13 protein-coding genes and 1 tRNA gene are annotated in these 22,362 nt (G+C 68.6%); 8 read left to right on the top strand and 6 right to left on the bottom strand.

Annotation, left to right across the window (positions count from 1 at the left end; translation table 11 throughout):
• Positions 1-23 precede the first annotated feature (23 nt).
• Complete coding sequence (ligD, locus tag ABN611_RS21575; protein WP_350274009.1) at positions 24-992, top strand: non-homologous end-joining DNA ligase; 969 nt, start codon at positions 24-26, stop codon at positions 990-992.
• Between the two features lie 162 nt (positions 993-1,154).
• Here the strand turns inward: ligD and ABN611_RS21570 are convergent, their stop codons facing one another.
• Positions 1,155-1,757 (bottom strand): TetR/AcrR family transcriptional regulator, encoded by a 603-nt coding sequence (locus tag ABN611_RS21570; RefSeq protein ID WP_350274008.1) that lies wholly within the window; start codon positions 1,755-1,757, stop codon positions 1,155-1,157.
• A gap of 84 nt (positions 1,758-1,841) precedes the next feature.
• On the opposite strand from ABN611_RS21570, the gene ABN611_RS21565 reads away from it, so the two are divergent.
• Together ABN611_RS21565 and ABN611_RS21560 are read left to right on the top strand one after the other, a co-directional pair.
• Positions 1,842-3,188 carry an FAD-dependent monooxygenase gene (locus ABN611_RS21565; RefSeq protein WP_350274007.1) on the top strand — a complete coding sequence of 449 codons (1,347 nt, stop codon included), beginning with the start codon at positions 1,842-1,844 and terminating at the stop codon, positions 3,186-3,188.
• Positions 3,189-3,824 carry a nucleoside/nucleotide kinase family protein gene (locus ABN611_RS21560; protein WP_350274006.1) on the top strand — a complete coding sequence of 212 codons (636 nt, stop codon included), beginning with the start codon at positions 3,189-3,191 and terminating at the stop codon, positions 3,822-3,824. It begins immediately after the preceding gene.
• On the opposite strand, the gene ABN611_RS21555 is transcribed toward ABN611_RS21560, so the two are convergent.
• Positions 3,805-4,545 (bottom strand): TetR/AcrR family transcriptional regulator, encoded by a 741-nt coding sequence (locus ABN611_RS21555; RefSeq protein WP_350274005.1) that lies wholly within the window; start codon positions 4,543-4,545, stop codon positions 3,805-3,807. The two genes, ABN611_RS21560 and ABN611_RS21555, sit on opposite strands and share 20 nt — an antisense overlap.
• Positions 4,546-4,627: 82 nt before the next feature.
• Between ABN611_RS21555 and ABN611_RS21550 the strand changes: the two genes are divergently transcribed.
• The 4 genes from ABN611_RS21550 (at position 4,628) to ABN611_RS21535 (ending at position 7,165) form a co-directional block, all read left to right on the top strand.
• Positions 4,628-5,527, top strand: coding sequence for an ATP-binding cassette domain-containing protein (locus tag ABN611_RS21550; protein ID WP_350274004.1), 900 nt, complete (start codon positions 4,628-4,630; stop codon positions 5,525-5,527).
• Between the two features lie 57 nt (positions 5,528-5,584).
• Positions 5,585-6,313, top strand: coding sequence for an ABC transporter permease (locus ABN611_RS21545; RefSeq protein WP_350274003.1), 729 nt, complete (start codon positions 5,585-5,587; stop codon positions 6,311-6,313).
• A 245-nt stretch (positions 6,314-6,558) separates the two neighbouring features.
• Positions 6,559-6,756 carry a hypothetical protein gene (locus tag ABN611_RS21540; RefSeq protein WP_350274002.1) on the top strand — a complete coding sequence of 66 codons (198 nt, stop codon included), beginning with the start codon at positions 6,559-6,561 and terminating at the stop codon, positions 6,754-6,756.
• A gap of 88 nt (positions 6,757-6,844) precedes the next feature.
• Entirely contained in the window at positions 6,845-7,165 is a 321-nt protein-coding gene (locus ABN611_RS21535; protein WP_350274001.1) for a putative quinol monooxygenase, read from the top strand.
• Here the strand turns inward: ABN611_RS21535 and ABN611_RS21530 are convergent.
• Entirely contained in the window at positions 7,162-8,790 is a 1,629-nt protein-coding gene (locus ABN611_RS21530) for a response regulator transcription factor (protein WP_350274000.1), read from the bottom strand. The genes ABN611_RS21535 and ABN611_RS21530 overlap by 4 nt on opposite strands.
• Before the next feature lie 142 nt (positions 8,791-8,932).
• On the opposite strand from ABN611_RS21530, the gene ABN611_RS21525 reads away from it, so the two are divergent.
• Positions 8,933-9,760 (top strand): alpha/beta hydrolase, encoded by an 828-nt coding sequence (locus ABN611_RS21525; protein WP_350273999.1) that lies wholly within the window; start codon positions 8,933-8,935, stop codon positions 9,758-9,760.
• 44 nt (positions 9,761-9,804) lie between these two features.
• On the opposite strand, the gene ABN611_RS21520 is transcribed toward ABN611_RS21525, so the two are convergent.
• The 3 genes from ABN611_RS21520 to ABN611_RS21510 form a co-directional block, all read right to left on the bottom strand.
• A tRNA-Met gene (locus ABN611_RS21520) sits at positions 9,805-9,878 on the bottom strand.
• A 128-nt stretch (positions 9,879-10,006) separates the two neighbouring features.
• Positions 10,007-14,110 (bottom strand): LamG-like jellyroll fold domain-containing protein, encoded by a 4,104-nt coding sequence (locus tag ABN611_RS21515; protein ID WP_350273998.1) that lies wholly within the window; start codon positions 14,108-14,110, stop codon positions 10,007-10,009.
• Positions 14,107-22,347 carry an RHS repeat-associated core domain-containing protein gene (locus ABN611_RS21510; RefSeq protein ID WP_350273997.1) on the bottom strand — a complete coding sequence of 2,747 codons (8,241 nt, stop codon included), beginning with the start codon at positions 22,345-22,347 and terminating at the stop codon, positions 14,107-14,109. The genes ABN611_RS21515 and ABN611_RS21510 overlap by 4 nt, the downstream gene beginning before the upstream one ends.
• Positions 22,348-22,362 lie beyond the last annotated feature (15 nt).

Genomic DNA, 22,362 nt, shown 5'->3' with positions numbered 1-22,362 from the left:
CCGTCGCCCGTTAGTTTGGGGGCATGGCTGCGAAGGGGAAGTCGCCGGCGGTCGAGCTGGAGATCGGGGAGCGGACGGTTCGGGTGTCGAATCCGGATCGGGTGTACTTCCCTGCTCGCGGTGAGACCAAGCTCGACCTGGTGAAGTACTACCTGTCGGTCGGGGACGGGATCGTGAACGCGCTGCGCGAGCGGCCGTGCATGCTGCACCGGTTCCCCGAGGGGGTCGCGGGCGAGAAGGTGCACCAGAAGCGGCTGCCGCACGGGGCGCCGCCGTGGATGGAGACGGTCCGGGTGAAGTTCCCGCGCTACAACCGGACCGCGGACGAGTTGTGCGTCACCGAGATCGCGCACGTCGCGTGGGCGGTGCAGATGTCGACGGTCGAGTTCCACCCGTGGAACTCGCGCCGCGCCGATACCGAGAAGCCCGACGAGTGGCGGATCGACCTCGATCCGATGCCGGACTGCCCGTTCGACCGGGTCCGCCGGGTCGCGCACGTCGCCCACGAAGTCCTCGACGAGCTCGGCGCCGTCGGGTACCCGAAGACGTCCGGCGGCAGCGGCATCCACATCTACGTCCGGGTCGAACCGGCGTACGGCTTCTCCGACGTACGGCGGGCCGCGCTCGCGTTCGCGCGCGAGGTGGAGCGGCGCGCGCCGAAGGACGTCACGACCACGTGGTGGCGCAAGGATCGCGACCCGCGCCTGGTCTTCGTGGACTTCAACCAGAACGCCCGCGACCACACGATCGCGGCGGCGTACTCCGTCCGCGGCAACCCAGAGGGCACCGTGTCGACCCCGATCCGCTGGGACGAGATCGACGACGTGAACCCGAAGGACTTCACGATCCGGACAGTGCCCCCGCGGTACGCCGAACTCGGCGACCTGCACGCCACGATCGACGAGAACGTCTACTCACTCCAGACCCTGATGGAATGGGCGGAGCGCGACGAGCAAGAGGGCGCCGAGGAGCCTCCGCCGCCGGAGGACTAGGGCCTGTCTGGTAATCCAGCGCCGTAGCGAGGAGGTGCTCGGTGCGGTAGCTCGGCGTGCGGGAGCGAAGGCCTCGATGCGGATCCATCGTGGCCTTTGCTCCCGTGCGGCGAGATGCCGTGCCGAGTGCCCCGCAGTAGGCGCTGGATTACCAGACAGGCCCTAACCGGCCAGGCCGTGGTGGATGAGGTTGGCGAGGGTGTCGATCGCGGTCTCGTCCGTGATCGTCTGGCCGTTCGCGGGATTCACCACCAGCCAGGTGTAGGCGAAACCTTCCAGCAGCGCGTTCATTGCGGACAGCGCGACCAGCGGATCGGCCGGCGGGTTCGGCAGGTGGGCGAAGTGGTCGATCATGTGCTGGTCGTCGTCGGACATGATCCGTTGCAGCCGTTGCCCCAGCTCCGGGTCCACCATCGAGGCCTGCTTGACGGCGATCATCTCCGGCAGATGCGCCTTGTAGAACTGCCAGAACGCCGCCACGTGCCAGCGGATCGCTGACAGCTTGCTGAAGTCGGCCTCGTGCCCGGCATCGTCCAGCACGAGGTCGTCGGCCGACGCCAGCATGTCGCGCAACAACGCCTCGAGCAGCTCCTCCTTGCTCGCGAAGTGGTTGTAGAACGACCCCGTCGCGCGCCCCGCGGCCGCGGTGATGTCGGTGATCTTCGTGGTCAGGTACCCGCGCTCGGCGAAGACCTCGCGCGCGGCCTGCTTCAGCGCCACCTCGGTCCCGGCCGCCCGCTGCCGGCGGCTCACCGTCTCCGTCACGACAACCTCCCTTGACAGCAAACCCTAACCACCTCCAAACTGAATCTAAATTCAGTGAATCAGAATTCAGTCAAGGAGACCAGCATGAACGTCCTGATCGCCGGCGCCGGACCGACCGGCCTGACCCTCGGCATCGAGCTCGCCCGGCGCGGCATCGCGGTCCGGGTGATCGACAAGGCGGCCGAGTTCTTCAACGGATCGCGCGGCGACGGTCTGCAGCCGCGGACGCTGGAGGTCTTCGAGGACCTCGGCGTACTCGACGAGGTGCTGCGGCAGGGCCGGCCGTCCCCGCTGCTGAAGGTCCACGTCGGCGGCCGGCTGGTCGACGAGCGCCGGATGGGCGAGCTGCTCGAACCGACCCCGGACGTCCCGTACCCGAACGGCTGGATGCTGAGCCAGTCCCGCACCGAGCGGATCCTGCGCGACAAGCTCGCGGAGTACGGCGTCAAGGTCGAACTGGACGCCGCGCTCGTCGGTTTCACCCAGACCGAGGACGCCGTGACGGCCGAACTGTCCACCGGCGAGACGCTGACCGTTGACTACCTGGTCGGCGCGGACGGCGGGAAGAGCTTCGTCCGCAAGCACCTCGGGATCGCCTTCGAAGGGACGACCGACGACTCCATCCGGATGCTGCTCGGCGACGTCGCGGCGGACGGTCTCGATCACGAGTACGGCTACTGGTTCGGCGCGGCCGACAACCCGATGTCCGGGATCGTGATGGCGCCGCTGTCCGGCGGCGACCAGTTCCAGTTCGGCGCCCCACTCGACGGCGACGACGCCGACACCTCATTGGAAGGACTGCAGGCGGTTGTCGACCAGTTCGCCGGCCCAGGTACGGCGAAGCTTCGCGACCTGACCTGGTCGACGGTCTGGCGCCCGAACGTCCGGCTCGCCGCCAAGTTCCGGGTCGGCCGGGTCTTCATCGCCGGCGACGCCGCCCACGTCCACCCGCCGACCGGCGGCCAGGGCCTGAACACCGGCGTCCAGGACGCATACAACCTCGGCTGGAAGCTCGCGGACGGACGCGAGGAGGTGCTGGCGACGTACGAGACCGAGCGCCGGACGAACGCACAGCGGGTGCTCGGGATCAGCGAGGACCTGATGCAGAAGCACCTCGACGGCGACGAGGCGGCGCTCGAGCGCGGCGAGAACACCCGCCAGCTGGACATCTCGTACCGCGACCCGTCGGACACCCGGCCGCTCGCACCCGGCGACCGCGCGCCGGACGCCCCACTGGTAGATGCCGCAGGCAACAAGGTCAGGTTGTTCGAGCTGCTCCGCGGCCCGCACGAGACGCTGTTGCGGTTCGCGCCGACCACCGCGTCGACGCACCCGCACACCGTCGACATCACCTCGCCGGAGGCGTTCGCGATCTATCACGCCGAGCCGGGCGACGAGATCCTGGTCCGTCCCGACGGCTATCTTGCCTAGGTGCAGACCTTGGACTCCGCCGCCGCCTACGACCGCGCCGTCGAGCTGGCGACGCGGGGGCGGCGGCAGCTCCTCGGGATCACCGGGGCGCCCGCCGCCGGCAAGTCGACGTACGCCGAACAACTGGCCGCGAAGCTCCTCGCCGACGGACACCAGGTCGCGCTGGTGCCGATGGACGGCTACCACCTCGCCCAGTCGGTGCTCGAGGAACTCGGGATCGCCGACGTGAAGGGCGCACCGCACACCTTCGACGGCCACGGGTTCGTGGCGATGCTGCGGCGCCTGAAGCAGGCGCCTGACGAGCAACTCTGGGCGCCGCGCTTCGACCGCGGCATCGAGGACTCGATCGCGGCGAGCATCGGTGTCGCGCCCGAGGTCACGCTCGTCCTGACCGAAGGCAACTACCTGCTACTCGACGAGTCGCCCTGGTCGGCCGTCCGCGAGCTGCTCGACCAGTGCTGGTACGTCGAGGTACCCGAGGAGCTGCGCCACGAACGGCTGGAGGCGCGGCACCGCCGCTTCGGCCGATCGCCCGAGGAAGCACGCGAACGCACCTACGGATCGGACGAGCGCAACGCGCAACTGATCGCCGCCGGCGCATCGGCGGCGGACGCGATCATCCGACCCGGTCGATGAACGCGGCGACGCCGTCCAGATAAAGCTGCAAGCCGAAGTCGAAGTCCGCGTCGTTGTCCTCCTCGAAACTCGTGTCGGTCTCGAAGACGCCCGCGTCGATCAGCTTCGCCACCGACGGGTACACCCGCGGATCCACGACCCGCGCGAGCGTCGCGCCGTACTGCTGGAACGCCGCCGGGTTCTCGTCGAAGCCAGCGGCCAGGTCGAACGCGACCCGGATCTCCCCCTGGACGTAGGTGATCAGGCCCATCACGATGCCGACCTTCGCCTCCTCGGGCAGGCCGGTGTCACGGAGCGCGCCGAGCGCGAGGTCGAACCAGGCGAGGTTGTTCGGCCCGGCCGGCGGCCCGGAGATCGGGACCTTCGCGTACCACTTGTGCTTGCGGATCGCGGACAGGACGCCGTCCGCCCAGAACGTCAGCCCGGTCCGCCAGTCGATGCCGTCCGGCAGCGGTTCGGGGCGCTCGAGCGCCGCGTCGGACATCAGCACGAACAGGTCGTCCTTGCTCTTCACGTGCCGGTAGAGCGCCATCGTCGAGTTGCCGAGCCGTTCCGCGACGCGCGCCATCGACACCGCGCCGAGGTCGCCCTCCTCGTCCGCGATCGCGATCGCCGCCGCGACGATGTCGTCGAGGGTCAGCGACGGCTTCGGCCCGCGCCGGGGCGCCGCCCGCAACCGCCACATCAACGCGACGTCGGCTGGCAGCTCGTTGTTCTCCACTCCCGCAGTTTAGGGCTTGCCGAGCCATACTGCGTACCTGCTACGCTATTTAGCGTATCCAATACGCAGTAAGGAGGGGACGATGATCGTCGAGGCGACCGGCCTGAAGAAGTCGTACGGCGCGACCGACGTGCTGACCGGGGTGGACCTCCGCGTCGCGGAGGGGTCGGTGCTCGCACTGCTCGGCCCGAACGGCGCCGGCAAGACCACCACGGTGCGGATCCTGACCACGCTGACCAGGCCGGACTCCGGTACGGCGACCATCGCCGGGTACGACGTGCTGCGCGAACCGGCCCGGGTCCGCGGGGTGATCAGTCTGACCGGGCAGTACGCCGCGGTCGACGAGAACCAGACCGGCCGGGAGAACCTGGTGATGGTCGGCCGGCTGATGCACCTCGGCCGGCGGACCGCGCAGCGTCGTACGACCGAGCTGCTGGAGCAGTTCGGGCTGACCGGCGCGATGGACCGGCGCGTGAAGACCTACTCCGGCGGCATGCGGCGCAAGCTCGACCTGGCGATGAGCCTCATCGCACAGCCCCGGGTGATCTTCCTCGACGAGCCGACCACTGGTCTCGATCCCGCGAGCCGCTCGGCGATGTGGGACGCGATCGTCGAGCTTGTCCGTGGCGGGACGACGATCCTGCTCACCACGCAGTACCTGGAGGAGGCGGACCGCCTAGCCGACCGGATCGTGCTGCTCGACCAGGGCCGGATCGTGGCCAGTGGCACTGCTGACGCGCTCAAGACGCAGATCGGCGGTGAGCGGATCGAGCTCCGGTTCAGCGACGAGGTGCAGCTGCTGAAGGCTGCCGGTGTCGTGAGCGGTGTGGTCGACCAGCTGGTGCTCAACGTGCCGTCGGACGGTACGGCGGCCCACCTGCACCACGTGCTCGACGTACTGCGTGACAACGGGCTGCAGCCGGAGCGGGTGTCCTCGCACCGGCCCACGCTCGACGACGTGTTCCTCGCCTTGACCGCCTGAGGGGGTTTGCTGATGTCACACCAGGGAGTTGTCGCCGCCTGCTCGGACGTGGCGACCATGATCGACCGCAGCGTGCGGCTGGCGCGCCGCAACGCCGACACCGTGTTCGCGTCGATCCTGTTGCCGCTGCTGATGATGGCGCTGTTCGTCTACGTGTTCGGCGGCGCGATCGACACGGGCACGGAGTACGTGAACTACGTCGTACCGGGCATCCTGCTGCTCACCACCGGGTACGGCGCCGCGTCGACGGCGATGGTCGTCGCCGACGACATGAACAGCGGCATGATCGACCGGCTGCGGTCCTTGCCGATCCACAGCTTCGCCGTACTGACCGGACACGTGGTCGCGAGTGTCGCGCGCAACGCGACCGCGACGACGATCGTCATCCTCGCCTCGCTCGCCATGGGGTTCCGTCCGGCCGGCGGGGTGCTGGACTGGCTCGCCGCGATCGGTCTGCTGTTGCTGTACGTCGTTGCACTGTCCTGGCTCGCCGCGGGGCTCGGGGTGGTCGCGAAGACCGTCGAATCGGCCAGCACGCTCAGCTTCTTCATGCTGTTCCTGCCGTACCTGAGCAGTGCGTTCGTGCGACCGGAGTCGATGCCCGCGTGGTTGCGCCCGATCAGCGAGCACCAGCCGATCACCCCGGTGATCGAAACGGTCCGCAGCCTGCTGATCGGGACGCCGATGGAGAACAACGGGCGGCTCGCGCTGGCGTGGTGTTGTGGTCTGCTCCTGATCTCGATCGTGCTGGCGACCTCGCTGTACCGGCGGCGCACCAGTCGCTGAACTCGTGCCGTCGAATGGAATTACTCTTCGGGACGCCCCGAACGACTGACGGTGACCCCTTCGCCGGGTTAACGTCGAAGTCCCCCCAACGTGTGGTGGTCCCACTCCCCCCGGGACCCACACGGACAAGCGCCCCGATCATCGATCGGGGCGCTCTGTTTTCTCCGGATTTTTGTGTCGAGGGTGTCGAATCCGGCCGCTCTGCTTCGACGTATCAGTGAGAGCGACCAAAGGAGAGGGTCAGAATGAACATCACCACCGACACCCGGAACATGATCGTCACCATGCTGGCCGAGGGGAACCCGGTCTGGTACGTCGCCGCCATGGTGAAGATGCGCAACCACGACGTCTACCTGGTCGGCCGCGAGGCCGGCTACCCGGACAAGGCCAAACTGCGCCGAGCGGTCTGGGCCGCCCGGAACCGCGTACTGCAAGCCGCCTGACCCAACCGTCCAGGCCGCTCGAGCCGCCGCCTGCCCCTCGTCACCGGGGCGGACGGCGGCTTTCGCTTGCTCGGCTAGGTTGGTGCTCATGATCTTCATCACCGCGAAGTTCCGGGTGAAGCCGGAGTACGCCGCCGACTGGCCGTCCATCACCGCCGACTTCACCACCGCGACCCGCGCCGAACCGGGCTGCCTGTGGTTCGACTGGTCCCGCTCCCTCGACGACCCGAACGAATACGTCCTGGTCGAGGCCTTCACCGACGACGACGCAGCCACCCACCACGTCACCTCGGACCACTTCAAGTCCGCCCAGCAACACCTGCCACCCCACCTGGTGGAAACCCCACGCATCGTCAACTTCAAACTCCCCCAGAACAACTGGTCCGAACTCGGCGAACTCGCCGTCTAGAGGATTCCGACCTCGACGATGCGTTGTTTGATTGCGTGGGCGACTGCGGCGGTGCGGGAGTCGACGCCGAGTTTGGTGAAGATGTTGGCGACGTGACGGTGTACGGTGCGTTCGCTGAGGTGGAGTTCGTTGGCGATCGCGCGGTTCGACTTGCCTTGGGCTATGGCGCAGAGGACCTGGAGCTCGCGGTGCGTGAGCCCGTGGGCACCGGCGCCGGAGGCGATCCGGTCCAGGAGCGCCAGGTCCGGCTGCGCGCCCAGCCGCTCGAACGTCTCCCGAGCCGCCGAGAACTCGAGCCGAGCACCGTCATGGTCACCGAGCGCGCGGCAGGCTTGCCCGATCAGCACGTTCAGCTTCGCGACCTCGTGCGGAGCCTCCTGCGCCTGCCACGCGCCGACCGCCCGCCGGAGCAGCGGTAACGCGGCCCCGGCATCACCCTCGGCCAGCGCCAGCGCACCCCTGATCGCCGAGCCCTCCGCCTCGATCGCAACCGTCGTCACCTCCGCCGTGACGCTGTCGAACTCCGTCACCGCATCCCGCGCCGCCTGGAGATCGCCCTCCTCGATGTGGATGGTGACGGCAGCCTTCAACAGGTCCAGCCGGTCCGGCATCGTCGTCACCTCGGCCAACGCACGACGGACACCGGCCGACGCGGCCTCGACATCACCTTGCGCAAGTCTCAGCAGCGAGAGCCCGGGCTGAGTCGGACAGCCGTACTGCGCCGCGCGCCGGTACGCCTCCTCGGCGATCACCCACTCGCCCCGCAGCCGCTGCACCTCGCCGAGCTGGTAGAACGCGTGCCCGCAGACCCACCCCGCGTACCCGTCGAGATCCTCGCAGACCGCGGCGATCTCGTTGAGCGCATCCCGCCACGCACCGGTCAGGCACATCAACCGTGAGCGGTAGATCCGGCAGTTCCCGAGGTACGCGCCGCCCAGGCTGGTCAGCGAATCGAGCCAGCCGGCCATCGACCGGTTCCACGCGCGGGCCCGAGTGAAGTCGCGCGCCAGGCAGCACCCGCGGACCGCGGCGCAGTAGATCCAGGGCGTGACCCGCGCCGACAGACCACCGTCGTACAGCGCGGCCATCGCCTCCTCCAGGCGATCGAGCCCGTCGCGGAGCCGGCCCTCGTCGATCAGGGTCTGGCCCCACACGGACAGCGCCCAGGGGACGATGTCACCGCGGTTGCCCGCGACGATCGCGCTCAACAGCTCCTCGGCCTGCGCCCGCTCCCCGGTCATCCCGTGGAACATCGCCTCGGGGATCCGCAGCCACGGACTACCGGCCAGCTCCGGTCCCAGCGCCCGGCCGACCTGCTGCAGCCAGCCGTTCGCCTGAACGAGCTCGTTGCCGGTGAAGTGCGCCCACCAGAGCCAGAAGGCCGCGTACGCCGCATCCTCGATCTCGTCGGCGCTGAGACGCAGGTCGAAGGCCCGGCGCAGCAGGACCACCGCCTCGCTGCCACGGGCCGAGACCTGCGCTGCCTCGGCGTACGCCTCCAGGTCCTGGACGGCGAGCGGCTGGACGGCGTCCGCGGCGGCGTACTCCGCGCACGCCTCCTCCCAGCGGGACGCCTGGTGAAGCTCCCGCGCACGGGTCAGGTGAGCCGCAGCGACGGCCTCCATGCGACCAGCATGACCCAGCTGCGCAGAGGTGGGTAGTAGTACCCACCTCCGTCGCCGCAGGTTGGCAGCCAATGCTGATCCAGGCCGGTGCCGCCGCGATCCACAGTCGAACCAGTGTTCGTCCGGGACAAGGGAGAGTCCGATGAAGCAAACAACGGTGAACGGCATCGAGCTGGCCTACTCCGTCGAGGGAGAGGGCGCACCCGTGGTGTTCGTCCACGGCGCGATCTGGGCCGACTTCCTGCGTCCGCTGGCCACGCAGCCCGCGCTGTCCGGGGTCCGCCGCATCCGGTACCACCGCCGCGGCATGGGTGGCAGCAGCGGTCCGGCGGGCAGCTTCGCCGACCAGGTGGCCGACGCGGTCGCGCTCCTCGACCACCTCGAGGTCGACAGCGCCCATTTCGTCGGCCACTCCGAGGGCGCGATGATCGCGATGGACGTCGCAGCCGCGCATCCGGAGCGTGTGCGTTCGCTGGTGCTGCTGGAACCGCTGCCGGCGTTCGGCTGGCTCGCCGCAAGCGAGCACGCGGGCATCCTCGAGGTCTTCGGGCCGCTGATGGAAGCGATGGCCGGTCGCTACCAGGCCGGTGACGTCATCGGCGCGTACGACGCACTGTTCACACCCCAGGGCGTGGACTGGCGTACGGCGGCCAACGCGGCCGGTCCCGAGGTCATCAGCCAAGGCATCGAGGACGCGCCGACGTGGTTCGAACACGAGGCGCAGGCCCTGCCCGAGTGGACCTTCGGCCCGTCACAGGCAACCGCGATCCACTGCCCGGTCCTGTCCTGGTGCGCACAACCCTCGGCCCCGCTACCGGTTGCCATTCGCGCCTGGCTCCACGGCCTGTTCTCGCAGTGCGAAGACACCGACCTCGAGAACGGCGACCACTTCTCGGTCGCCACGAACCCCGCAGCCGTCGCCGACCCGATCGCCGCCTTCGTCGCCCGCCAGTCAGTGCCAACCGCCTAGAACAAAAGCGAAGGCCCGGACCACCTGGTCCGGGCCTTCTTCCGTAGCGGGGGCAGGATTTGAACCTGCGACCTCTGGGTTATGAGCCCAGCGAGCTACCGAGCTGCTCCACCCCGCGTCGCGTTCTTACCTGCTCAAGTCTAGGTCATGGCTGCTGCGGGACCAAATCAGGCCCCGCTGGGGGCCGGTTCCGCCCCGAGCGTCGCGCCTCGACCTGGCGCATCGAAACGGAACCGGCGATGGGGATCAGCGGACCGCAAGTGCCTTGATCTGGGAGGCGGTGAGTACTCCCTGGTAGGTTCGCGCGTCGTCGATCGCCCCGGCGAAGTGATTGACATAACGGCCCTGGTACTTCGCCCGCCCGACGTTGAAGCCGCCCGTACCGTCGAACAGGTTGATCCCTTCGCTCGTCCCGGTCAGCTTCCCGTTGACGTAGAGGCGCAACTGACGCGCACCTGCGTCGTACACCCCGGCCAGATGCGTCCACTGGTTGAGCGCGACGGGGCTGTCGGACAGCGCTGCCCAGAAGGCAGGCGCCGCATCGGTGTCAGCCTGCATGCCGCCGAGCATCCACCGGTCCCGGGCGAGCGAGTACTGCAGGAAGAACGGGCTCATCCGGTTGCCGTCCTGGGCGAGAACGGCGTTCGCCTGCTTGGCGGTCGGATACGCCCAGGCCGAGATGGTGAAGCTGCCCTTGGTGAGGACACCCCGGATCGGCATCCCGACGTACGCCGTCGAGCCGTTCAGCTGGACCGCCGTCCCGGACACCCCGGTCGTCCAGGCCGCGCCGCCGGACAGCGTGCCGTCGATCGCTCGTGAGGTCGAGTCCTTGGCTACTGTGCCGGTTCCCTCGTCGAACGCCCAACGGTCGAGGTTGATCCCCGCGGTGCTGGTGTGCAGCTCGCGAACCTCGGAATCCACCAGGGCCCGGTCGTAGGTCCGGACCTCGTCGATGCCCCGCGGGAAGAAATTCTGCCGTACGCCGGCGGCCTTGGCGGCGCCGATGCTCAACGGGCCGTCCGCCCGCCAGACGGTCGCGGTCGTCTGGCCGGCCATGGCGCCGTTGACGAACAGCTTCAGCTTGCGCGCGGGCGCGTCGTACACGCCGACCAGATGGGTCCACTCACCCAGCCGGGCCGGGTTCACGTCGGTGGCAGCGGCGTAGCTCGCAGGGTTGACGCTGTCGTTGCTTGGGACAACGATTCTCCAACGGTCGGCCTTCGGATCGTACTGCAGGTAGAACGCGGACGCGTGATTGCCGTCCTGGCTGACCGCGGTGTAGTAGCCGCCGCGCTTGTTCTGGTAGACCCAGGCCGCGACCGAGAAGCTCTGGTCGGTCCGCAGTACCGGAGCGGCCGTCGTACCGAAGCCACTTGTGCCGTCGAGCCACGCGGCCCGCCCGGTCCGCCCGCCGATCCACTCGCTGCCGCCCTGCATCGTCACCGTCTGGCCGCGACCGGACGCGTCTGCGGCCGTGGTGCCGCTCGCCTCGTCCAGCTTCCAATGCCCGTTCGGTGCCGGCTGCGCGGCCGGGGCGACGGCAGTAGCACCGGTGAAGTACCCCTGCAGCGCGACCGACACATCGGGCGCCGCCCTGACCGGACCGCTGGCGGCGGTGCCGAGCTCACTACGGATGCCGAGGATGCCGGTGGCGCCCAGTGGCACGACGACACCGTTGCTCTGGGCAGTCCCCGTGCTGTGGGTCTCGGACTGGTACCACTGGGTGGTGAGCTGCGCATGACCGGTCCGCGGGTGTTCACGAGCCGACACCTCCATCGCTGACGGGTTCCGGTCGCGTGAGGTAGCACGAACCGTCAGCCAAGCAGCCGACGCGTCGACCGGCACCCGCTGTTGCAGGGTCAACCGGAACTCCCGCGTCTGACCGGCCCCGAACGGGGTCGGGATGGTGTAAACGCCGGTACTGGTGTCGAAGGCGCGCTCGGTGTACCGCAGTGGCACGTACCGCGCACCGCCACTGCCGCCGAACCAGCCGATCAGGTCGATCGCCGCGTGGACCTCGCCGCCCCGGCCACGGATCCGGATCGCGCCGTCGTCGCCGATCGGCACCACGGTGAGCTTCGTCAGCCGCTCCCCCGGGTACGCCGTCAGCATCCCTTTGGCCGGCCAGTTCTTCGCGTACAGGTCGAGGTACGACGTCGTACTGGCATCGCTCGAGGTCACGTTGACCATCACGGCTGTCGCGTTCGACGGGACCCCGGCGACGCCACGCACCGGTACGACCTGCTCCTCGGCGTTCGCGAGCTTCGGGGACGGCACGCCCCAGGTCCTGGTGTCCAGCAGCGTCGTCGGCTGCTGGAGCGGGAAGTACGTCGACGCCGAGGACGGACTGAAGTAGCCGAGCAGGTCCACGATCACGCTGGCGTTCGCGGACGTGTTGCGGACTCGGACGACCTTGTCCACCGGATGCAGCGTTGCCGCGACCGTCACCTGGTTGCTTCGGCCGGGCAGCACGTCAAGCGCGTGGACGTCGGTGGAGACGTCGCCGAACACCTCCAACCTGGTGACGCCGCCACCGGTCGAAATGATGTCGAGTACGACGGCAGTCGCATCCGCCGGCAGATTCGTGATCTGCAACGTGTGCGTCTGTCCTGCTGTCAGCGGACCCGTCTGGCCACCAGTGCCGTCGTTGGTGTTCAGGACCCGTTGCGGAGTCTGCAGCGGCGTGAATCCGTTGCCGGTCGGCGGTTGTGGGACTCGCGATGCGCCCACGTTGACTATGCCGTACCCGAACGTGTTGCTCCGTCCCGGGCGGCTGGAGCTGTCCAGTAGCAGCGCCTCCAGCTCGGCCGGGTCCAGGCTCGGGTTGGCGCCCTTGTAGAGCGCTGCGGCGCCGGTGACGTGTGCTGCCGCGATCGAGGTGCCTGACTTCGTAGTACCGGGAGCAGTACCGCCGGTGTAGGTGCTCACGCTGGTGAAGCCGACCAGGTTCGGCTTGATCCGGCCGTCGATGCTCGGACCCCGGCTGCTGTAGCTCTCCACAGTGCCACCGGCGCCGGCGTTGGCCGGCGTGATCGCACCGACTGCCAGTGCTACCGGCGAACTGGCCGGCTCTGCGATGCTCCCGGCCGGCGTCTTGTCGGTGAAGCCGTTCGCCGGCCCGTACGCCGTGAGGTCGTACCGGAGATTCGTCCTGGCGCCATGGCTCTGGACGTAGACCCAATAGGTCTGGGCGACCCCGCTCGAGTTGATGACCTTCACCGTCTCGTACGGCGACAGGCCGCCAGGCGTCGTCTTCTGCGCCCGGACCGAGTACCTGCCGCCGAGGTGCGGATCGTTCAGGTCGACCGGCCTGGTGCCGTGATCCATCACGAACAGGTCGAAGTCGTCGGTCGTCCGCGGCCAGGCGTCCCACTTGAGCTCGACCGTCACGGTGGCGCCGGCCCCGATCGAGAACCCGAGGCTCTCGGTAGCACCCGCGATGTTCATCCAGCCGTTGGCCTCGGGATCCGCGGTCAGGCCGCTCATGTGCTGCTCGCCCTCGTTGCCGGCCGCAGCGACGACCGTGATGCCTTCGCCGCGCAGCCAGGCGACGACGGTGGCCGGTGACCAGTCGGTCTGGTTCGGATCCGGAAGCCCGTCGCCTCGGCCGGTACCGGGGAAGCCCATGGAGACGTTGACGACCTGCACGCCCTGTGCCTCGAGCCAGCGGGCGGCGTCGTCGAAGTCCATCGAGTCGGTGACGCAGGCCAGGTACAGCTCGGCCTCCGGGGCGACGTCGTGGACGACCTCTGCGACGGTCGTTCCGTGCGAGAAGCTGTGCTCGGCGCCGCAGCGACCGTCGTACCTCGTCACCGTAGCCGGCAACTCGCCGTTCGCCTGGGCGGCCTCGAGCCGGCCGAACCCGACATCCAGAATGCCGACCTTGACGCCGGCGCCCTTGCGGCCGTCGCCATGCCACGCCAGCGCACCCGACGGCTGCACGCCTTCGGAGATGATCTCCATCGGCACAGGCGTCTCCGGCCTACGCACATCTTGCACGCCAGGCGATGCGGACAGCGCCTCCAGCTTGCCGGGCGGTACTGCGGCGCGAACGCGACGCCCCGCGGTATCGGACACAGCACCCCCCGCCCGCGCCACAGCAGTCCGTACCGCGGCCGGCTCGCCCTCGACGTACACGACAACCCGCCCGGCACTGTCCGTCGCCAACGGACTGGTCGCCGCCTTCCCCGGCAACGGCGCCGAAGCCAACCCAGCAGCCCGCGCCACCGCCCCGTCCATCCGGCCGTTACCCGGAGGTCGGGCACTCGCGACCGGGCCTGATGCCACGGTCAGTCCGGTAGCGGTCGCCAGCACCGCCACCCACCCCACGAACATTCTCCAGTGCTTCACCGTGTCCTCATTCCTGTCTGTCCCGGCCCTTGGGCCGGCTGTCCGGAACCGAGCTGGAGCATCTTGAGCGGATCCGGGAACGCGTCGCCGTACCAGCTCTGCCGCGGCACCCGGTACAACTGCGGTACCTCCGGCAATCCGGACGACGTCGTCGTCGGCTCAGCCGCCGAGGGCTCAGCCGCGGCCGGCTCGCTCGGCAAGCGCGCCATTCCGAGCCCACCGGACAGCTGCGTCGCCCCGGCCTCCGCGACCGTGGTCTTGGTGGCGTTCCAGGCGTACTCGTCAGACCGATCGATGATCACCGGATCACCGGCGGACACGGCGTACGGCCGCGGCTGCACAGTCGACCCAGGCGCCGGCCGCGGCGGCGGGTTCTGAATGTTCAACAACCACTGCGGCGGCGGAGGCGGCGGCAACGCGATCCCGGGGCCCTTTCCGTAGAACGCACCGCCCGCCCGCCCGAGCTTGTGGTTCAGCGCCAGGTTGGCCAGCATCCGCCTGATCTGCGCAGTCATGGCAGCTCTCATGACCGCCAGGGCAAGTTCCCGGGCGGACTGCGCCTGCAATCGACGCATCGCCTCCGGGTCGGCCTTCGGAGTCCCGGCGACCTTCTCGTTCGTGAGATCGATCAGACGCTCGATCCCGCCTCTGATCGGACCGGAGCCCTGATAGATGATCCAGGCCGCCTCCGCCAGCGCGATCAGGAAGATCGCAGCTCTCCACAGGAAAAGTACAGCCAGCCAGAACACCACGAACCACGCGAGGTGTCCCGTCGGATCCACGCGCACCAGAGGGTTGCCGTTGGCATACGTGTAACGGTTTGCGGCCGTGGAAGAGCTAGGCGTGACCGTCCACGTGTCGCGGCTGGTGAAGGTGCTGGTGGTGGGGGTGTACCAGCGGGAGTGCATGTTGACGGCGTTGGTGGCGGGGTCGGTCCATTCGCCTTGGTAGCCGAGTGGGGACTGTTCACCGGTTGACGACGTCACCTGGCCGAAGGGGTCGAAGGTCCGTTGACCGTAGGAGTCGAGCCCTCGGAACCTGCCGGTGACGTCGCCGTGCTGGTCCGAGTACAGAAGCTTGGCTGTCGCGGTCGAGCCGGCCTCCTTGTCCGACAGCGGTACGCCGGTCGGGTCTCGGCTGATCAGGCGGGAGCCGTCCGAGATGACATCGTTGCCGAAACTGTTGTACGTGAACGCGCTACCGCCACGCGATGCGACCCTCCCCAGGCTGTCGTAGGAGTACGTCGTCGACCCCTCCGAGATCAACTGGTCGAACGCGTCGTACTTTCCTGCAGTCGATGTTCCGCGCGGAGTGTAGGTGTAGCTCGTGGTGCCGTCGGAGAGGAGTTGGTTCCGGTCGTTGTAGGTGAACGTCTTCGCCCCCGCGCGTGTGCGGTTACCTGCCTCGTCCCACTCGTACGGCGTGACCGCACCACCTGGCGCCGTCCACGATGTCAATCGGCTCGCACCGTCGTAGCCGTAGCTGTTGGCCGACCGCTGGTTGTTGGTGATCGTCGTCTTCGCGGTCAGGTTGTCGTCCCCGTCGTACCCGTACTCCGTGCCGTGGATGACACGTGGCGCCCCACCCGCCGGGTCGGCCTCGGACACCTTGTCGGACCCGAGCCTGCCAAGTGCGTCGTACGTCCGGATCCGCTTGACGCCCTGCTCCAGGCCGCGCTCCGCGGTCCACACCAACCGTCCGCCGGCGTCGTAGGTGTGGTCGATCGTCCGCCCGGACAGCCCGTCTGCGACCGCCGTCGGGCGCCCCGCTTTGTCATAGCTGAACGACGACGTGCCGGTCGGGTCTGTCCGTGTCACCGGCCGGCCGTCGCCGTCGTACCGGTACGTCGCCTGGCCGGTCCCGCCGGTCATCGCGAGGACATTGCCTCGGTCGTCGTACGACACTGTCCTGGTGCCGGTCGGCGTACCGAAGCTGGTCAGCCGGCCGACGGCGTCGTACCCGAAGGTCTTGTCGGAGGTCTCTGCCTCCGCCCCGCTGCCGGACTGCTTGACGATCCGGCCCTGGGCGTCGTACTCCGAGGTGACTACCACGCCGCCTGGCGCGTTGCTGCGGACCACCTGGCCGGCGGCGTCGTAGACCGAGGTCCACTTCACCCCGCCGGGCTCGATGGTCGACTCCGGCAACCCCCACGGCGTGAAGGTGTAGTCGGTGGCATTCTGCCGGCCGTCGATCAGCCTGGTCTTGTTGCCGGCGGCGTCGTAGCCGAAGGCGGTCTGGATCAGCTTGCCTTCGGCAACTTGCTCGTCCTGGCGGACGAGCCTGTTCGCTGCGTCGTACACGAACGTCTGGTTCCGCCCCTCGGGCGAGGTGGTCCGGATGACATTGCCGTTCGGGTCGTACGCCTGCTGGCTGCGGCGCCGCTCGGTCAGCGGGCTTCCGCCGAGCTGCGTGGTGAGAGTCGCCCGTCCCAGCAAGTCGTAGCTGGTGCGGGTGACGATCCCGGAGGGGTCGGTGTCGGAGACCGGCCGGCCGGCAATGTCGTACTCCGTCCTGGCGACACGGCCGGTCGGGTCCGTCAGAGTCAACGGTTCGCCGGCGTTGTTGTAGGTGGTCTTCGTGACGGCCTCGGTCGGCGTCTTGACCCCGGTCTGGTTGCCCGCGTCGTCATAGGAGTAGGTCGTGGTGAGGTAGGTGAGCTGCGGGTGGCGCTCGGCAACGGTGTCGGTGAGCCGGCGCCCCAAGGCGTCGTACGTCGACAGCCGCTGCGCCCCGGTCGGGTCGGTGGTCGACAGGAGCTCACCGTTTCGGTTGTAGCTGAACGTCGTCGTGTTGGGCTGGTCCCCGACCTTCGGCGGCGACTGCGTCAGCACTCGGCCGTGCGGGTCGAAGGTGCGGGTTGTCACCCGTTGCAGCGGATCCACGCTCTTGACGGGGTTACCGGCCGCGTCGTACTCCGTGATCTCCACCGCGGCAACCGGGGATCCACCCGGCGGCGTATACGCCGGCAACCGTACCGACGTCGGCCGGCTATGCGAGTCGTAGCCGAGTGTCGTGACAGCGCCGCTGGCGTCCTTCTGGTCTGTGAGGTCGCCGAAGGCGTTGTAGCCGAAGGTGGTTCGCGGTCGGACGCCGGCCTGGCGGACGCCGCCCACCCACGTCTCCACCTCGGGCAGTGTCTGCGCGGTCACCCGGCCCGCAGCGTCGTACTCGTAGTTGGTGGTGAGCCGCCTTCGGTCGGTGGTCGCAGTGACGAGACCGCGCTCGTCGCGGGTGTGGCTGACGGTCAGGACGTCACCCGCACTCGGCGAGACATCCTCTCGGACCAGGCGCCCGGCTGCGTCGTACCCGAACGACGTGCTCTCCGCGCGGCCCGGCTGCGCCGCGCCTGTCCTGGTCTCCTTGGCAGCAAGGCCGTCCTCGGCCCGCACGTAGGTCGTGGTCCGCGCCAGGCCGGCCGGATCCAGCGTAGTAACGGCGACATACCCGGCCGGGTCATAGGACGTGGTGGTGACCCGCCCACCGGCAGTGGTCTTCTTGGTCGTGTTGCCGGCCGCGTCGTACTCGAACTGCTCCTGTACCACGCCGCCGCGGACGGTCGTGGCCGGGCGGTCGTCGTCGTAGTAGGTGCGGGTCGTCTCCCAGCCCATCGCGTCTCGGCTGCTGCGCAAGCGGCCGGCCGCGTCGTACGTGTGGGTTTCGAGAGTAAGTACCGTGGCCGCCGGGTCCTGGGGGTCCACGTTCGGTCCGCTCGCGACCTTGCGCAGTAGGCGCGACTGCGAGTCGTAGTACTCGATCCAGGTGGTTCCGGCCGGATCGGTCGTCCGGATCTCACGGCCCGCGTCCCGGTATTCCTTGCGCTCGACCGTGCGGTCCGGGTAGGTCGTGGTCTCGAGATTGTCGTTGGCGTTGTACGTGTAGCTCGTCGTACGCGCTGTGACTCCAGCACCGGACTGGGTGGTCCGGATGCGGTTGCCGTTGGCGTCGTAGTCGTGATCGACGACGAGGCGGGTCTCGGCGCCGGTGACCGCGTTGCGCACCAGCGGGCCGGTAACAGTGTCGACCTCGGACCGCGGCGTGTACGTCGTGGTCTCGCTGCTGAACTCCGCACCGGTCTCCGACAGTGTCCGCTGCACGGTCCGCCGGCCGATGGCGTCGTACTCGTAACGGGTCCGGAGCCCGACCGGGTCCACCTGTTCGGCGAGGTCGCCGGTCGAGCGATACAGGTAGCTGGTGACTTGGCCCGCCCGTTTACCCGTGTGCTCGACCAACAGGCCGGCGGGGGTTGTCCCGCCGCCGATCGCGGGCTCGGATCCGGTCGAGTACCTCCAACTCTCCGTCGGACTCGCACCGGCCGCCGTCTCGGGATAGCTGACCGAGATCTGGCGTCCGACGGTGTCGTAGGTGTAGCTGGTCCGGTACGTCGTGTCGGTCGGTCCCGATGATCTCGGATCGGAGTCGGTCAGCTTGCGGTCGTTACGTGGATCGAGGGCATCGGCCGTGTTCAGGTAGTAGGTCGAGTACGACGTCTGGCAGGACCCTGCGGCGCGGCAGGTGGTCCTGGACAGGACGTTGCCGCGGGCATCGGTCGTGAACGTTGCCTTGTGGCCGAGTTCGTCGAGCTGCTCGGAGAGGAATCCCGCGGTGTTGTAGGCGTAGCCGCGCTTCTTGCCGTCGTGGGTCCGCGAGATCAGCCGCCCGCCGTGATCGGCGTCGAACTCGTAGCTCCAGTCCGGATACGGACCGCGCAGCGTGACCGTGCGGACCGCTTCGTTGCGGGCGGGGTTGTCCAGCCGCCAGGTTCGGCCGTCGTGGTCGGTCAGCGTGGCCACTCGGTCGTTGATGTCGTCGTAGGTCAAGGCGGCCGCGACGCGGCCGTCCTGCGGGAGGGTGACCTTGGTGAGCTGGACGACGGCAGCACGGGCGGCATAGTGCTGCGCGGCCGCTGTGGCGCCGAGCGGGTGCTGGTAGACCGCGACCTCGTCGATCCCGCCGTTGAAGTAGTAGTCACCGTCGTTGCCGGACGGCCAGTTCTTCGTGTTGCCGGTGCCGACCACCAGGTGCTGCAGCTTGTCGTGGTCGATCACGCCGCGAATCGTTGCGGGCTCGGCATCGCCTGGCGACGCGAGCTGTGCCGTGCCGTCGACGTACATGACCTGCTTGTCGATCGCTCCCGACAGTACGACGTGGTGCCACTGGCCGTCGTTGACCGGCTCGGTTGACTGGATCTGTCGCTGGCCGGTCGGCTTCGGTACCCAGAAGCCACCACGAAGGTGGCCGTCCTGACCGACGTACAGAATGGGGGCCCACGAGGCAGCCGCAGTACCGAACGGCTTGTCGGCGTAGCTCATCAGGACACCACCGCTGGTCGTGCGGAACCACAGCTCCACGGCCAGCGACATGGTCGGGCTCGTCAGCTTCTGCGGCAGCACCACTCGGCTGGCACTGTCGGGGCTGAAGGCTGCGCCAGTGTCCGCAGTACCGGCCAGTGCTCCCTGGGCCGCTAGCGCGACGCCGGTGTAGGTGCCGCTGTCTACGCCAGGCTTGCGAGCAGTAGCGCTCGCCGCGCCGGCAGTCGAGGTGGACTCGCCGAGTCGCCAGTAGCCGCGTGGATTGTCGTCGAGCACGACAGAGCGGTAGTGCGACCCTTGCTGATAGCTGTACTGCGTGCAGTTCGGCGCCGCCGCGGGATTGCATGCCGTAAGCAACTGGTTGCCGTCGTAGGTATAGGTCCAACGCAGTGCGGGCCGGCCGGTGGCAGGCGGATCGGTGCGTACTTCGGTGACGTGTCCGCCGGTCCACGTCAGGTAGAGCCGCCGCTTGCTGGTGAGGTTGTGGATGCTGGTCGGTTTGCCGCCCGGCCCTGCGTCGTCGTACACGAGCTCCTCGACCAGACCGGCCGGGTCGATGATCGTGCGCAAACGGCCGTGCAGGTTGAAGATCCAGCGAGTGCCGGTGACGTCTCGCAGGGTGTATTCGCCACTGCTCTTGTCGTAGACCAGCGTGAGATTCTGTCCCTGTGGCGGCGAGAAGGTCTCGTCGGCGTTGCGCCCGAACCGGACCTGGCGACCGCTCGGCAATGTGACGACCACATTGTCCGAACCGTCCGCGTCACCGGCCAACTGCGTGTCGAGTCGCGAGGCCCACCCCTGCCCGAACGCGGTGTCGGTGCGGGGGTCGAGGCTGTTGTAGGTGCGCTCGATGGTCAGGTCGGGTCCGACCGTCGCGACCGCGGCGTCCTTGGCGGACATCCCGTAGTTGCCGACCTGCGGATCGAGACCAGGGGCCGGGGCGCCTTCCGGAGTACCGCCCAGGTGCGCGGTGATCTGCGGCTGCGGTACCTCGGTGGTCAACACGAGTGGCCCTGCGAACGGGCCTGCCTTCACGTTGTCGTGCGCCTGCACCCACCAGTAGTAGGTCTTGCTCCACTGGAACCGGCCTGCCGGCGGCGTCCAGGTCGCACTCGTCCAGCCCGAACTGGTGCAACCGGCCGTGCCTTCGGGGTTCGTGCAGATCTTGAAGTTGTACTTCAGTCCGGTGCCCGGCCAGCCGTCGGTGTCGATGCCCTCGGCGTACAGGGTCGGCAGAATCGAGTCGACCGCAGCGCCGCTGGCGGGCTGCTCGTAGTTCACACTCGGCGGGACGTTCTCCACCTTGAGGTCGAACACGCCGTACGGGACACCGTACGCCGACCGGTAGTCCGCCGCGCCGTCGTACATCGTCAGGTAGACCTGATAGACGCCCGGTGTCAACGGAGCCATCGGGACGTCCATTGCGACCGTGCCGTTCGGCGCCACGTTCCCCGTCATCGAGAACTTCGGCGAGGTCTGCTTGACCACGCCGTTCTGCTTGACGATGAAGCCGAACTTGTGAGGTCCGGCCGGCGTCCAGGTGGCCGAGCCTCGGTTCGTCACCCGCGCCTTGATCCGGCCGTTGTGTGCGGCCGTCGGCAGTGTCACCTCGTCCACCCGGTACGCCGCGCCCTGAGCCGAGTATTCGACGTCGAGATACGGGACGCCGTCATTGCCGGCGTTGGCCGACGAGAAGCGTTTGAAGGCGCCGGTATCCGACTCGTTCGCGGCCCTGGCGGACATCCCGTAGAAGGGAGCTCCATGCGTCCAGTCCGTCACCACGTCGGCGGGCAGCGGGAAGTCCGCGTACCCCGATTCGCCGCACGGGTGGCCGAACGCGAAGGACTTCTGGGACAAATGCTGCGCCAGTGGGGCGCCTGGCCACCTTGTGAGTGTCGGGCCGGACCAGGGTGCGCCGACGGCGTAGACGTCGACCGGCTTCGGAGTGCACGATGCGCTGCTCGCGTTGTGCAGGACCAGCGAGGCGCCGACGATGTACTGGTTGCGGAGCTTGCTGGTCAGGCTGGAGAAGTGCATGTACGAGGCCGAGATCGCACCACCGCCGGAGTTGCCGACCTGGAGCTGGATCTCACCCGACCGGTCAGCGGTCGAGCCCTTCGTGACGTAGGTGTCGTCCAGGTCGTCGTTCAGGGTGTCGACCGCCTGCACCGAGGGGTCGACCGTTACCGGAAACGTCCGCCCCGGTTGCCGCAGCCAACTCGGATCAACCGTCACGCGGAACACCCAGCCGGCCCCTGCCCGGGCCAGCGTGTAGACGACCTCGCGGGATACCGCACCCCGTGCGTCGGCCATCCAGCCGGCGGGGATCACGGCCCGGATCGCGCCGGCCGTGTCGGACAACTTGATCTCCCCGGTACTGCGATCCAGCGCCGGCGTCAGCCCGCGCAGCCGGAGATCGAACTCGTAGACCGTCGGCGCGGCGACAGAGCGCAGCACGATGTCTTCCTTCAGACCGGTGGCCGTCGCTGCAAGCTCGAGGTCGGCGCCCGGCCGCACCGCCGGGTACCTGACCTCCGCACCCTCGACGTGCGCCATCGCCGCGGGCCCACCGCGGAGGCCGAACGCGACGCTGTGCTCGCCGTCCAGCTCCATGACCCCTAGGTCACGATTCCCGGTCGTTGCCGCGAAGCTGGTCTTGTACCGCGCGTTGCGGGGAGCCAGCCGCCCGTCCTGTCCAGCGGCCAGGACTAGATCCATCGGAGTCCAGGTGCCGTCGTCGGCACGCAGGTTCACCGGCGCGTCGTACAGCCGCCGGGTCATGGTCCCGTCTGCGTTGCGGTATACCCGCTCCCGCTCCGACCACTCGCCGCGCACCTCGGCAACCTTCGCGGAGGCGGATTTGCGCTGGTCCTCGCGAACTACCACTTCGGTGAGCTTGCCTGCGGTCGGTACGGGTTCTGTCAGCACAGGCATCCTCAGCCG

Source organism: Kribbella sp. HUAS MG21 (assembly GCF_040254265.1).
GTDB lineage: Bacteria > Actinomycetota > Actinomycetes > Propionibacteriales > Kribbellaceae > Kribbella.
The sequence above is the reverse complement of the archived record's forward strand: the minus strand, read 5'-3'. Positions and strand labels throughout refer to the sequence as shown.

Excerpts from the sequence above, each read along its gene's own strand:
- ligD (WP_350274009.1), top strand. The coding sequence starts at position 24 with ATGGCTGCGAAGGGGAAGTCGCCGGCGGTCGAGCTGGAGATCGGGGAG.
- ABN611_RS21565 (WP_350274007.1), top strand. The coding sequence starts at position 1,842 with ATGAACGTCCTGATCGCCGGCGCCGGACCGACCGGCCTGACCCTCGGC.
- ABN611_RS21550 (WP_350274004.1), top strand. The coding sequence starts at position 4,628 with ATGATCGTCGAGGCGACCGGCCTGAAGAAGTCGTACGGCGCGACCGAC.
- ABN611_RS21545 (WP_350274003.1), top strand. The coding sequence starts at position 5,585 with ATGATCGACCGCAGCGTGCGGCTGGCGCGCCGCAACGCCGACACCGTG.
- ABN611_RS21540 (WP_350274002.1), top strand. The coding sequence starts at position 6,559 with ATGAACATCACCACCGACACCCGGAACATGATCGTCACCATGCTGGCC.
- ABN611_RS21535 (WP_350274001.1), top strand. The coding sequence starts at position 6,845 with ATGATCTTCATCACCGCGAAGTTCCGGGTGAAGCCGGAGTACGCCGCC.
- ABN611_RS21530 (WP_350274000.1), bottom strand. The coding sequence starts at position 8,790 with ATGGAGGCCGTCGCTGCGGCTCACCTGACCCGTGCGCGGGAGCTTCAC.
- ABN611_RS21525 (WP_350273999.1), top strand. The coding sequence starts at position 8,933 with ATGAAGCAAACAACGGTGAACGGCATCGAGCTGGCCTACTCCGTCGAG.